We start from the raw sequence: 12,181 nt of genomic DNA, 5'->3' as shown, positions 1-12,181 counted from the left end.
GGAGGAAACCAGATGAGCAGAAAATACAGCCTGGCGTTTGCCTTGGCCCTCGGGACGGCATCTTTTGCCGGTGCCGCTGAGGCACAGGAAGTTCGCTTCACCTGCGCCTATGACGGCAACGGCTGCGAAGTCCTGAAGGACATCCTGTCGCGTTACGAAAAACAGCATCCTGACGTCAAGATCGTTACGGATATCGTGCCCTACAAGGCGCTTCTCGAAGGCCTGCCGGTGCAGCTCGCCGGCGGCAGCGGCCCGGATTTCGCAACCGTCACCGATCTTGGCGGCCTCAATCGCTATTATCTCGACCTGACGCCCTATGTGGATGCGAAGTACTGGCAGGATAATTTCGGCGATGTGCTGAAATGGTATCGTAGCGGCCCGGACGACAAGGGCATCTATGGTATGCAGACGCAGCTTACCATTACCGGCGCCTTCATCAACCGCACCTTGTTCGATCAGGCGAAAGTCGCCGTTCCCGGCAAGGATGCGACTTTTGACGACTGGGCGAAGGCCGCAAATGAAGTGGCCAAGGCCACCGGCTCGCCATACCCCATGGCGATCGACCGCTCCGGTCACCGTATCGCAGGTCCGGCTATTTCCTACGGTGCGAAACTTTTCGACGCCGACGGCAAGCCGATCCTGGTCGACGAGGGCTTCACCACTTTCGTGAAGAAATTCGTCGAGTGGAACAAGGACGGCACCATGGCGCGTGACGTCTGGGCCGGTCAGGGTGGCAACACCTACCGCGATGCGGCGCAGGAATTCATCAACGGTCAGCTCGTCTATTATTATTCCGGCAGCTGGCAGACAGCGCGCTTCGACAGTCAGGTCGGCGATGCTTTCGACTGGGAAGTCGTGTCGCAGCCATGCGGACCGGCCGCATGCACCGGCATGCCAGGCGGAACGGGTATCGTGGGCTTCAAGCAGACCAAGAACCCCAAGATCGTCGCGGATATTCTGAACTTCCTCGCGCAGGACGAAAATTACCTCGATTTCACCGTCCGTACCCGCAACGTCCCGGCTCACAAGGCCGTCGGCGCAAAGCCTATCGACTACACCGGCGCAACCCCGGCGACCCAGAAGGCCATGAACGCGTGGCTGGATCAGGTCCCCGGTATCAGCCCCGTCGCCTACGCCTATCAGGGCTACAAGAACAACCGCGCGATGTTCAACATTTCCGTCCAGCGCGTCACGCAGGCGATTGTTGGCGAAAGCTCGGTTGACGACGCCATGACACGTGCGAAGGCCGATCTTGAGGAAGCGTTGAAACAGGCGAAGTGATCCATCGCCTTCCGGCGCGGCCTTGCCGCGCCGCGCCGGATCGAAGGAGGACCATCAATGTACAGACTTCTTGCGCCCGTCATGGGCATCATAGAGCTGCCTTTCGCCCTCTTGCAGAAAATGCTCGGGCATCGGCGCATCGCATGGGTGTTTCTGACACCCAATCTCCTGTTGTTTGCGGTCTTCGCGTTTTTGCCGATCGTTCTCAACATGGCTTATTCAGTGACCGGCAGCGAGCATATCCTGCTGTCGGAACGCCCCTCCGTGGGCGGCGAAAACTTCTCGGCCCTTCTCTCGTGCCAGAACTATTTCGATCCCAATTCCTGTCAGCGCGATCTTTTCTGGCGCTCCGTCTGGAACACGCTTTTCTTCGTGGTGCTGCAGGTCGGGTTCATGGTGGGCTTCTCGCTGATTACGGCGGTCGTGCTCAACCGTGACATCAGGGCACGCGGTTTCTTCCGCGCCGTCTTCTTCTTTCCCGTGCTGCTTTCACCGGTGGTCGTGGCGCTGATATGGAAGTGGATATTGCAGCGTTTCGGCGTCCTGAACGCTGCGCTCGATTCCCTCGGTATCGGTTCGGTGGACTGGCTGCTGGAGGCCAACCTTGCCTTTGGATGGTCGGTATTCCTGTCCGTCTGGGCGCATATGGGCTTCTACACGCTCATCCTGCTTGCCGGCCTTCAGGCCATTCCGCGTGACGTCTATGAGGCGGCACAGCTGGACAAGGCAAGCCCGTGGCGGATTTTCCGCCGGATCACAATGCCGCTTCTCGCCCCGACCATGCTGGTGGTTCTCGTATTGTCCCTCATCAAGGGCGTACAGACCTTCGATGAAGTCTTCGCATTTACCGGCGGTGGGCCGGGTTCGGCGACGACCTTCATCATTCAATTCATCTATCAGACTGGTTTTGCCGGAACACCCCGCAACTTCGGACTGGCCGCGGCGGCTTCGCTGCTGCTTGCTGTGGTTCTCGTGGTGCTGACTGCCCTGCAATTCCGGGCCAACAGGAGCAAAGTCGATGGCTAGGATTGGCGCATTTCTAACCCGCACACGCGGCAGAAACGGCAAATTGCACTGGACCGACTGGCTGTCCTACGCCTATCTCGGCGTTGCCGTTCTGATGATGTTCGGACCCGTTCTCTGGCTCGTTCTCTCCTCCTTCAAGACGGAAGCCGACCTCCAGCGTTTTCCGCCGCGCCTGCTTCCCTATGCGCAGGAAACCGTGGTCGTTGACGGTCAGGCCGCACCTTTGCCGGCCTTTGTCGACAAGGAAGGCCGCAAGCTCGGCATGATCAGGCGCGTCGGGCTCGTCGCCCAGGTGGTGGATCCGGCAAAGCCCGGCGAAGTCATGAAGATGCCGTTCAACGAGCTGCGCCCGGCCGAGAAGGTTGCACTGGCGACGGAGAACTACACCGAGCTTTTCCAGCGCTTCAACTTTCCGCTTTATTTCTGGAACTCGACCTTCATCACCGTGACGTCGACCGTCATCATGCTGATCGTGAACTCCATGGCGGCCTTTGCACTGTCGAAATACAGCTTCAAGGGCAGAGGCGTGGTTCTGGCACTCGTCGTCGGAACGTTGATGATCCCGCAGACCGTCGTGCTCGTTCCGCTTTTTCTCATCACCAGCCAGCTCGGCATGATCAACAGCCTGTGGGGTGTGATCATTCCAGGAGCGGCCACACCGACAGGGGTATTTTTGCTGCGCCAATACATGCTGACCATCCCGGATGAAATCCTAGATGCGGCACGCATGGACAAGGCCAGCGAATGGAAAATCTACTGGCGCATCATCCTGCCGCTGTCTGCACCGGCGCTCGCGGTGCTGGCCATCCTCGCCATCATGTGGCGTTGGAACGACTTCCTGTGGCCGCTTATCGTGCTGACGCGCAACGACAATTTCACCCTGCAACTGGCGCTCAACTCCTTCCAGGGAGAAATGACGACAGAGTGGAGCAATCTGCTGGCCATGACGGTGCTGACATTGGCGCCAATCGCGCTGGTCTTCATGTTCCTGCAAAAATATATCGCCACCGGCATCGCATCGACCGGCGGAAAATGATCCTCAAGGGAGGGAATGACACAATGGCAAGTATAGAGCTTCGTCAGGTCAAAAAAACATATGGCGCCCTCGACGTCATCAAGGGTATCGATCTCGATATCAAGCACGGCGAGTTCTGTGTTTTCGTCGGCCCGTCCGGTTGCGGAAAATCGACGCTGCTGCGCATGATCTCCGGTCTTGAAGAGCTGAGCGGCGGCGATATCGTCATCGGCGGCGACGTGGTGAACGCGGTTCCGGCTGCCGATCGCGGGCTTGCCATGGTGTTCCAGTCCTATGCGCTCTACCCGCATATGACGGTTCGGGAAAACCTGTCCTTCGGCCTGGAAAATATCGGCACGCCGAAAAAAGACATCGTCGAGAAGGTCTCACAGGTGTCCAAGATGCTGCAGATCGACCAGCTGCTTGAGCGGCGGCCGAAGGATCTGTCGGGCGGCCAGCGACAGCGCGTCGCGATCGGTCGCGCTGTCGTGCGCGAACCGCGGGTTTTCCTGTTTGACGAGCCGCTGTCGAACCTCGATGCGGAACTGCGCGTGGATATGCGCGGCGAGATTTCCAGCCTGCATCGGCGTCTTGGCAATACCATGATCTATGTGACCCACGATCAGGTGGAGGCCATGACGATGGCCGACAAGATTGCCGTGCTGCGCGCCGGAAAGCTCGAGCAGTTCGGCGTTCCCCTCGATCTTTATAATCGCCCCGCAAACCTTTTCGTAGCAGGCTTCATCGGTTCGCCGAAGATGAACTTCTTCGCCGGCGAAGTAGTAGCAGAAGGTCAGCCGTCCCTTAAAATCGCGACCGGCGAATTGATCCCGTTGCCGCAGAGCGGCTTTTCCTACGCATCCGGCCAGAAGGTCACGCTCGGCATTCGCCCCAACCATGTGCAGCCCACACCGGACGGTGCGGTGACCATGTCCGTGCGAACGGCAGAGCAGCTCGGCGGGGAATCCTATCTCTATGGCAACCTCGGTGACGGCAGCCACGTCACCCTGCATCTTGCGGGGCAGACATCGACATCGGCTGGCGAAGTCATCCGCATGTCGGCGCCCCTCCAACATATCCACCTCTTCGATACGAAAAGCGGGCTGACGCTGAAGCAGGACTAAGCCTCCGTCGCCACGCCCCGTAAAGCAGGACCTTTGACATGACCGACAAAAAACTCCGTTCCTCCCGCTGGTTCGCGCCTGACGATCTGCGCAGTTTCGGCCACCGCTCACGCATGATGCAGCTTGGCTATTCGGAGGAGGATTTTGCCGGCAAGCCCGTCATCGGCATTCTCAACACCTGGTCGGAGCTGAATACCTGTCACTCGCATTTTCCCGAACGTGTGAAGGATGTGAAGCGCGGCGTTCTACAGGCAGGTGGCTTCCCGGTCGAGATGCCCTCGCTTTCGGTCGATGAGAGTTTCACCAAGCCGACCTCCATGCTCTATCGCAACATGCTCGCCATGGAGACGGAGGAAATGATCCGTTCGCATCCGCTGGATGGCGTGGTGCTGATGGGTGGTTGCGACAAGACCACCCCCGGCCTCGTCATGGGAGCGATCTCGGCCGGCGTGCCGATGATCTATCTTCCGGCCGGGCCGATGCTGCGCGGCAACTATGCCGGCAAGGTGCTGGGCTCCGGCTCCGATGCCTGGAAATACTGGGACGAGCGCCGGGCCGGTAACGTGACCGATGAAGAATGGCGCGGCGTGCAGGGCGGCATTGCCCGCTCCGCCGGCGTCTGCATGACCATGGGTACGGCATCGACCATGACGGCAATCACCGATGCGCTCGGTCTCACTTTGCCCGGCGCTTCCTCCATCCCGGCGGTGGACGCCGAACACCAGCGCATGTCGGCAGGCTGTGGCCGTCGCATTGTGGAAATGGTGGCCGAGGAGCTGACCCCGGATCGTATTCTTACTGCGGCCGCGTTTCGGAATGCGGCCATCGTTGCCATGGCGACCGGTTGTTCCACCAATGCCGTCGTGCATCTGATTGCCATGGCGCGCCGCGCCGGTGTACCGATGACGCTGGACGAGCTGGACGAACTCGGCCGCGTGACGCCGCTTATCGCCAATGTCCGCCCCTCCGGCAAAGATTACCTGATGGAGGATTTTTATTATGCGGGCGGTCTGCGAGCCCTGATGAAGCAGATCGAAAGCCGTCTGGACTGTTCCGTGCTCACCGTTACCGGCCGCAGCATGGGCGAAAACCTCGAAGGCGCGCGGGTCTATAATGACGACGTCATCCGCTCGCTGGATAACCCTGTTTACGCTGAAGGATCGCTTGCCGTTCTACGCGGCAATCTCTGCCCGGATGGTGCTGTGATCAAGCCCGCCGCCTGCGATCCGAAACTCCATTTCCATGAAGGTCCGGCGCTGGTCTTCGATAGCTACCCCGAGATGAAGGCGGCAATCGACGATGAAAATCTGGATGTGACGCCCGATCACGTTCTGGTTCTGCGTAATGCGGGCCCGCTTGGCGGCCCAGGCTTTCCCGAATGGGGCATGTTGCCCATCCCCAAGGCGCTGATCAAGAAGGGTCACCGCGATATGGTGCGCATCTCCGATGCCCGCATGTCCGGCACCTCCTATGGCGCCTGCGTTCTTCATGTCGCGCCGGAAAGCTTCGTCGGCGGGCCGCTTGCCCTGCTGAAGACCGGCGATATCGTGCGGCTCGATCTGCCCCAGCGCCGTCTCGACATGCTGGTCAGCGAAGAGGAGATCGCCCAGCGTCGGGCCGCATGGCAGGCGCCGCCGCCGCGTTACGAGCGTGGTTATGGCTACATCTTCTCGAAACACGTTACCCAGGCGGATGCCGGATGCGATTTCGATTTCCTGCAGACGGATTTCGGCCGCACCGCTGGCGAACCCGACATATTCTGAGACGGGAGCGCGCAAAATGATGAAACGTTTGCTGATTACGGGCGCCGGCGGCAAGCTGGGCAGCATGTTGCGCGGCAGGCTCGGCCACCTCGCGGAGATCATCCGCCTTTCGGATGTGGTTGATATGGGTGCGGCGGCAGCGAATGAAGAGATCATCCGCTGCTCTCTGGAGGACGGTGGCGCCGTCCATGCGCTGGTGAAGGATTGCGACGGCATCGTCCATCTCGGCGGCATCTCCGTCGAAAAGGCTTACGATCCCATCGAGGCCGCCAATCTGCGCGGTGTCTATAATCTTTACGAGGCAGCAAGGCTTGCTGGCATGCCACGCATCCTGTTTGCCTCCAGCAACCACACCATCGGATATTATCCGCAGGGTGAGCAGCTATCGCCGCAGACGCCGTTTTTGCCGGATGGCCTTTACGGCGTCTCGAAGATTTTCGGCGAGGCAATGGCGAGCCTCTACCATTCCAAATTCGGACAGGAAACGGCCATCGTCCGCATTGGCTCCTGCGAAGAGAAGCCCACCAACTGGCGCATGTTATCCACCTGGCTCAGCCATGACGATCTGGTCTCCCTGGTAGAGGCCGTATTTCACGCGCCAAAACTCGGTTGCCTGGTCATCTGGGGCGTCTCTGCCAATGACGACAGCTGGTGGGATAATTCCCACGTCGATTTTCTCGGCTGGCAGCGGCGGGATAATGCCGCACGCTTCCGGGCCGATATCGAACGGGATGTCCCTCGCCCTGATCCGGATGCCGCAATCGCGAAATACCAGGGCGGCGTTTTCATAGACGAACCGATCCACAAAAACTGATGTGCAGACACTCACGCTATTCGAGGAGAATAAGATGAATACAGAAACCAGGGAAAAATTGATGACGGTTTCCGTCGCCACCCTCGCAACCGCACTCTACAAGCGCGGCCTGCGCAACCAGGTCATTCAGGGCGTCCACCCGCTTGGCCACAAGGGCGCGAACATGGTCGGGCCTGCATTCACGCTGCGTTACATGCCCGCCCGCGAAGACCGCAACCAGCTGGTGGAATTCCGCAACCCAGCACATCCCCAGCGCGTCGCCATTGAGACCTGCCCGCCCGGCCACGTACTGGTCATGGACAGCCGCAAAGACCCGAGCGCCGCATCTGCTGGTGATATTCTTATCACCCGCCTGATGGTGCGCGGTGCTGCCGGCGTCGTTACGGATGGCGGTTTCCGCGATGCTGCGACGATTGCGGAGCTTGATATTCCAGCCTACCACACCCGACCATCCAGCCCTACAAACCTCACGAAACACGAAGCAATTGAAATCAACGGCCCGATTGGCTGCGGCGATGCCCCGATTTTCCCCGGGGATATCATTGTCGGCGATGCGGATTGCGTCATCGTCATCCCCGCCGGAATTGCCGACGAAATCGCGACAGAAGCGGTGGAAATGACCGCTTACGAGGATTTCGTGGTCGAACAGGTGAAGGGCGGCGCAACCATCATCGGTCTTTATCCCTGCACGAAGGACGAACACCAGAAGGCTTTCGCCGTATGGCGCGAACAGAGAGACCGTTCGGGCGCGTGAGCCGAACAGAACGCTTGCCGGTTTCGTCCGCAATGCCTTGAAGCAAGCCTGCATGGGTGGCGTCCCACTCATGCAGGCGGACTCGCATGTACAATAATACCAAGTCGCCGAAGCGACTGGGCCGACGATTTTCCCGCACTAAAAACCGGCCCGAAATGGGTTTCTGTCGATAGTCGTAAAATGATTCCCTGGAGTTTGTGGTGTTTGGTAACACCCGCAAAAACACATTGACTATGCCTATATTTCCATTAATCTGGATATATGGAACAAGAACAGGCTATTCTCGCTTTGGCGGCGCTTGCGCAGCCAACCCGTCTCGAAACTTTTCGGCTTCTTGTGCGGCACGCACCGGAAGGCTTGCCGGCGGGTGACATCGCGCGCGCGCTGGTGGTGCCCCAAAACACCATGTCCGCGCATCTGAATGTTCTGTCACGCGCGGGCCTCGTATCATCGCAACGCCAGAGCAGAATCATCATGTATCGCACGCAGATAGAACAGCTTCGCGACATGACGCTGTTTCTCCTGAAAGATTGTTGTGGTGGATCGGCAGAGCTTTGCGCTCCGCTGATCGCCGAGTTGACGCCCTGCTGCACTCCACACGCGGGAAAGTCCGCCTGATGTCCACATTTGAACGTTACCTAACCGTCTGGGTGTTTCTGTGCATCATCGTCGGTGTCGCCCTCGGCCATTTGCTGCCCGGCGTCTTCCAGCTCATTGGCGCGGCCGAGATTGCCAAGGTGAATATCCCGGTCGCAATCCTGATCTGGCTGATGATCATTCCGATGCTTCTGAAGATCGATTTCCGCTCTCTCACGCAGGTCGGCACCTACTGGCGGGGTATCGGCGTCACGCTGTTCATCAACTGGGCCGTCAAGCCGTTCTCGATGGCGTTGCTGGGCTGGCTCTTCATCGGCTGGCTGTTCCGCCCCTATCTTCCCGCTGACCAGATCGACTCCTATATTGCGGGACTGATCATTCTTGCCGCAGCGCCCTGCACTGCCATGGTCTTTGTGTGGTCTAACCTGACACGCGGCGAACCACTATTCACGCTCTCGCAGGTCGCACTCAACGATGCGATCATGGTCATCGCCTTTGCTCCCATTGTCGGCCTTTTGCTTGGCCTGTCCGCAATCACCGTTCCATGGGACACGCTCGTCCTCTCCGTTGCCCTCTATATCGTCGTGCCCGTCTTCCTCGCGCAGTTCATCCGGCACCGGCTCATGGCGGACGGAACGTCACGGATGCTCGATCGCATTCTCGCAAGGCTGCAGCCGATTTCGCTGCTAGCGCTGCTTGCAACACTGGTTCTTCTCTTCGCCTTCCAGGGCGAGCAGATTATCGCCCAACCGGCCGTTATTGGCTTGCTTGCAATCCCCATCCTTATCCAGGTCTATCTGAACTCCGGGCTCGCCTATCTTCTGAACCGGATGAGCGGCGAACGGCACTGCATTGCCGGTCCGTCGGCACTGATCGGTGCAAGCAATTTCTTCGAACTCGCAGTTGCGGCCGCTATCAGCCTGTTCGGTTTTCAATCAGGCGCAGCACTGGCAACCGTTGTCGGTGTCCTCATCGAGGTTCCGGTCATGCTCTCGGTCGTCTGGATCGTGAACCGCTCGAAGGATTGGTACGAGGCGGCCCCAGCCGTTTCCCGAAACACAATTACCGAAAGGCAATGAGCATGGACGTCACCATCTATCACAACCCGGATTGCGGCACTTCGCGCAACACCCTCGCACTCATTGAGCACGCCGGTATTCAACCCACTGTGATCGAGTATCTGAAAACCCCGCCGAGCCGCGAGCAACTCGTCAAGATGATCGCCGACGCCGGGCTGACCGTCCGCGAGGCGATCCGCGAGAAGGGCACGCCCTATACGGTGCTTGGGCTTGGATATCCTGAACTGACCGATGACCAGTTGATCGATGCCATGCTCGAGACGCCAATCCTGATCAACCGACCATTCGTCATCACCCCGATGGGTACGCGGTTGTCGCGCCCCTCGGAAGTGGTTCTGGATATACTTCCGGCAGACGCATTCAAGGGGCCGTTTACCAAAGAAGACGGCGAACAGGTCCTCGATGATGAAGGAAAGCGCATTGCCTGACACATTCCCCGCACTTGAGGGCCAGCACCTGCACGCGATTGATCTCGATGCTCTGCGTCCGGCCTTTTCGACACATAAGCCCCGCATTCTGATCCTCTACGGTTCGCTACGCGAGGTATCCTACAGTCGTTTGCTTGCCTTCGAAGCAGGGCGGCTGCTCGAACGGCTTGGATGCGAAGTTCGGATATTCGATCCGAAGGGCCTGCCTTTGCCCGACGAAGCACCGGTGAGCCACCCGAAGGTGCAGGAATTGCGTGAGCTCTCGCAATGGTCGGAAGGGCAGGTTTGGGTAAGCCCCGAGCGCCACGGCGCGATGACCGGCATCATGAAGTCGCAGATCGACTGGATTCCTCTCTCACTCGGATCTGTTCGCCCGACACAGGGCAAGACGCTCGCCGTCATGGAGGTTTCCGGCGGCAGCCAGTCCTTCAATGCCGTGAACCAGATGCGTATCCTCGGGCGATGGATGCGGATGATCACCATCCCCAACCAATCGTCGGTCGCAAGGGCGTATCAGGAGTTCGATGCTAGCGGACGGATGAAGCCGTCTCCCTATTACGACCGGGTGGTAGATGTCTGCGAGGAGCTGGTGAAGTTCACCATCATGACCCGCGATGCCTCGGCCTATTTGACCGACCGCTACAGCGAGCGGAAGGAAGAAGCGGTCGAGTTGGAGAAGCGGGTCTCCCTGAAATCGATCTGACGACCTAGGTTGTTGCGGTGGCTGGCCGCCGACAGGATGCTGCCACCGCAACGAATGCCGTGATGCTGACCGCGCCGAGACATGCGTTTCCAATGAGTGACAGGCTCAGGCCAAAGTTTTCCATGGACGCCGCGAACGCGAAGGGTGCCCCGGCTCCGAGCGCCAGTCGAGCTGCCGCCATCTTGCCCGTGATCGCGCCATACCCTTCCGATCCGAACAGATAGAGTGGCAGGCTGCCCTGCGCGATGCTGTTGATGCCTGACCCAAGCCCGAGGCAGATTGCGAACGCGACTGCCCCCGGTAGCCAGTCTCGCGTTGCCAGCAAGATCAGGATGCCGAACACGATCAGCACCGCCGACAGGACGGCGAGCGCTGGCGGCGACAGGTTCTTTCCGAAGACCATGTTGATCAGGCGGCTTGCGACCTGTGCCGGACCGAACAGAGATCCTATAACTACTGCCGCGCCACCTAGCCCGATGGAACCGAGCATCGGCACCATGTGCGCGAGGATCGCGGCAAGCGAAAATCCGAGAAGCGCGAAGGCGAACGACACCATGATCATGCTTCGGCGGCGCGCATCGTGGGGGATTGCTCCGATTATGGCTTCGCGAGGGACGGCCGCATCCGCATTCGGTCCGGTCTTGCCGACGCGCATGATCCAGACGTGTAGAGGCATGCAAAGGAACAGATTCAGCGCTGCAAAGACCAGATAGATCTCACGCCACGACATCCATTCGGAAAGCGCGGCCGAGATCGGCCAGAAGATCGTCGATGCGAACCCACCGATCAGCGTGAGGTAGGTGATGCTCCTGGATGCGGTTCTGGGATCGCTTTCGACCAGCGTCGCGAATGCGGCCTGATACTGCACCATTCCGGACGATACCTCGAGCAGGATGATGGCAACGGCGAAGATTGCGACTGACGGTGACCAGGCACAGAGCGACAGCATCAAGGCCGCAAGGCCTGAGCCGACCGTCATCACCGTGGCGGCTCCGATCCTATCCATCTGCCTGCCGATATAGGTTGCCGACAGACCTCCGATGAAAAGCGACACCGAGAAGACGCCAAATACCTCCGCCAATGTCAGGTCGAGGTCTTCCGCCATGCCGGGGGCAAGAATACTGAAACTGTAATAGAGAGTGCCGTAACCGATGATCTGCGTGAGGCCAAGCGCTGAGACGATGCCAGCAGGTACTTTCGAATTATGCAACGACATTGCCCCCATCGGAGGAAGTGCCGGCCGGACTGGCGCATCCATCGCTTCGCTCGACATTCTCCAGAATCGCCGGATGTTCGGCACAACAGTCTTCTACCAGGAATTTCACAAGCTCGGCCAAAGTGTCGTAGCTGGCGCTGTAAAGGATAGACCTCGATATTCGTCGTTGCGAGACCAGGCCAGACCGCTCCAGTTCCTTGAGATGAAACGACACGTTCGTCGCCGAGACGCCCATGCGCTCGGCGATTGCACCGGCGGCCAGTCCGTCAGGACCGGCAACGACAAGTGCTCGAACGATCGCGAGGCGCGTCTCCTGAGAGAGGGCAGCAAATGCCGAAAGAGCCTGATGCTGATCCATACTTCAATAATCCTTGAATTATT

Annotated in this window: 13 protein-coding genes; 11 read left to right on the top strand and 2 right to left on the bottom strand. The window is 59.2% G+C overall.

Annotated features, from left to right (window positions below; all coding sequences use genetic code 11):
- Positions 1–12 precede the first annotated feature (12 nt).
- From J5276_RS20300 to arsH, 11 genes are all read left to right on the top strand, one after another.
- A complete protein-coding gene (locus J5276_RS20300; RefSeq protein ID WP_065663186.1) occupies positions 13–1,281 on the top strand; it encodes an ABC transporter substrate-binding protein in 1,269 nt (422 codons plus the stop codon).
- 57 nt (positions 1,282–1,338) lie between these two features.
- Entirely contained in the window at positions 1,339–2,307 is a 969-nt protein-coding gene (locus J5276_RS20295; protein ID WP_174012177.1) for a carbohydrate ABC transporter permease, read from the top strand.
- Positions 2,300–3,343, top strand: a complete 1,044-nt coding sequence (locus J5276_RS20290; protein WP_145166846.1) for a carbohydrate ABC transporter permease — start codon at positions 2,300–2,302, stop codon at positions 3,341–3,343. The genes J5276_RS20295 and J5276_RS20290 overlap by 8 nt, the downstream gene beginning before the upstream one ends.
- Before the next feature lie 23 nt (positions 3,344–3,366).
- Positions 3,367–4,446 carry an ABC transporter ATP-binding protein gene (locus J5276_RS20285; protein WP_113048407.1) on the top strand — a complete coding sequence of 360 codons (1,080 nt, stop codon included), beginning with the start codon at positions 3,367–3,369 and terminating at the stop codon, positions 4,444–4,446.
- Between the two features lie 38 nt (positions 4,447–4,484).
- On the top strand, positions 4,485–6,209 hold the full coding sequence (gene araD / locus J5276_RS20280; RefSeq protein ID WP_019566605.1) for an L-arabinonate dehydratase: 1,725 nt from the start codon (positions 4,485–4,487) through the stop codon (positions 6,207–6,209).
- 16 nt (positions 6,210–6,225) lie between these two features.
- Positions 6,226–7,023: an NAD(P)-dependent oxidoreductase gene (locus J5276_RS20275; protein WP_025595272.1), complete on the top strand. Its 798-nt coding sequence runs from the start codon at positions 6,226–6,228 to the stop codon at positions 7,021–7,023.
- Between the two features lie 34 nt (positions 7,024–7,057).
- A complete protein-coding gene (locus J5276_RS20270; RefSeq protein WP_003518042.1) occupies positions 7,058–7,777 on the top strand; it encodes a ribonuclease activity regulator RraA in 720 nt (239 codons plus the stop codon).
- 261 nt (positions 7,778–8,038) lie between these two features.
- Positions 8,039–8,395, top strand: a complete 357-nt coding sequence (locus J5276_RS20265) for a helix-turn-helix transcriptional regulator (protein WP_209159637.1) — start codon at positions 8,039–8,041, stop codon at positions 8,393–8,395.
- Positions 8,395–9,453, top strand: a complete 1,059-nt coding sequence (gene arsB / locus J5276_RS20260) for an ACR3 family arsenite efflux transporter (protein WP_111788747.1) — start codon at positions 8,395–8,397, stop codon at positions 9,451–9,453. Before J5276_RS20265 ends, arsB begins: the two co-directional genes overlap by 1 nt.
- 2 nt (positions 9,454–9,455) lie before the next feature.
- Positions 9,456–9,881, top strand: coding sequence for an arsenate reductase (glutaredoxin) (arsC, locus tag J5276_RS20255; RefSeq protein ID WP_003518039.1), 426 nt, complete (start codon positions 9,456–9,458; stop codon positions 9,879–9,881).
- Positions 9,856–10,584 (top strand): arsenical resistance protein ArsH, encoded by a 729-nt coding sequence (gene arsH / locus J5276_RS20250; RefSeq protein ID WP_035199836.1) that lies wholly within the window; start codon positions 9,856–9,858, stop codon positions 10,582–10,584. Before arsC ends, arsH begins: the two co-directional genes overlap by 26 nt.
- Positions 10,585–10,588: 4 nt before the next feature.
- Here the strand turns inward: arsH and arsK are convergent, their stop codons facing one another.
- Entirely contained in the window at positions 10,589–11,800 is a 1,212-nt protein-coding gene (gene arsK, locus J5276_RS20245) for an arsenite efflux MFS transporter ArsK (protein ID WP_111802064.1), read from the bottom strand.
- On the bottom strand, positions 11,787–12,158 hold the full coding sequence (locus J5276_RS20240; RefSeq protein WP_013761980.1) for a helix-turn-helix transcriptional regulator: 372 nt from the start codon (positions 12,156–12,158) through the stop codon (positions 11,787–11,789). The genes arsK and J5276_RS20240 overlap by 14 nt, the downstream gene beginning before the upstream one ends.
- Positions 12,159–12,181 lie beyond the last annotated feature (23 nt).

This window comes from Agrobacterium sp. S7/73, from assembly GCF_019355535.1.
GTDB lineage: Bacteria > Pseudomonadota > Alphaproteobacteria > Rhizobiales > Rhizobiaceae > Agrobacterium > Agrobacterium tumefaciens.
The sequence above is the reverse complement of the archived record's forward strand: the minus strand, read 5'-3'. Positions and strand labels throughout refer to the sequence as shown.

Bases quoted from the DNA above. Each gene is read 5' to 3' on its own strand.
- J5276_RS20300 (WP_065663186.1), top strand. From the start codon at position 13: ATGAGCAGAAAATACAGCCTGGCGTTTGCCTTGGCCCTCGGGACGGCA.
- J5276_RS20295 (WP_174012177.1), top strand. From the start codon at position 1,339: ATGTACAGACTTCTTGCGCCCGTCATGGGCATCATAGAGCTGCCTTTC.
- J5276_RS20290 (WP_145166846.1), top strand. From the start codon at position 2,300: ATGGCTAGGATTGGCGCATTTCTAACCCGCACACGCGGCAGAAACGGC.
- J5276_RS20285 (WP_113048407.1), top strand. From the start codon at position 3,367: ATGGCAAGTATAGAGCTTCGTCAGGTCAAAAAAACATATGGCGCCCTC.
- araD (WP_019566605.1), top strand. From the start codon at position 4,485: ATGACCGACAAAAAACTCCGTTCCTCCCGCTGGTTCGCGCCTGACGAT.
- J5276_RS20275 (WP_025595272.1), top strand. From the start codon at position 6,226: ATGATGAAACGTTTGCTGATTACGGGCGCCGGCGGCAAGCTGGGCAGC.
- J5276_RS20270 (WP_003518042.1), top strand. From the start codon at position 7,058: ATGAATACAGAAACCAGGGAAAAATTGATGACGGTTTCCGTCGCCACC.
- J5276_RS20265 (WP_209159637.1), top strand. From the start codon at position 8,039: ATGGAACAAGAACAGGCTATTCTCGCTTTGGCGGCGCTTGCGCAGCCA.
- arsB (WP_111788747.1), top strand. From the start codon at position 8,395: ATGTCCACATTTGAACGTTACCTAACCGTCTGGGTGTTTCTGTGCATC.
- arsC (WP_003518039.1), top strand. From the start codon at position 9,456: ATGGACGTCACCATCTATCACAACCCGGATTGCGGCACTTCGCGCAAC.
- arsH (WP_035199836.1), top strand. From the start codon at position 9,856: ATGATGAAGGAAAGCGCATTGCCTGACACATTCCCCGCACTTGAGGGC.
- arsK (WP_111802064.1), bottom strand. From the start codon at position 11,800: ATGTCGTTGCATAATTCGAAAGTACCTGCTGGCATCGTCTCAGCGCTT.
- J5276_RS20240 (WP_013761980.1), bottom strand. From the start codon at position 12,158: ATGGATCAGCATCAGGCTCTTTCGGCATTTGCTGCCCTCTCTCAGGAG.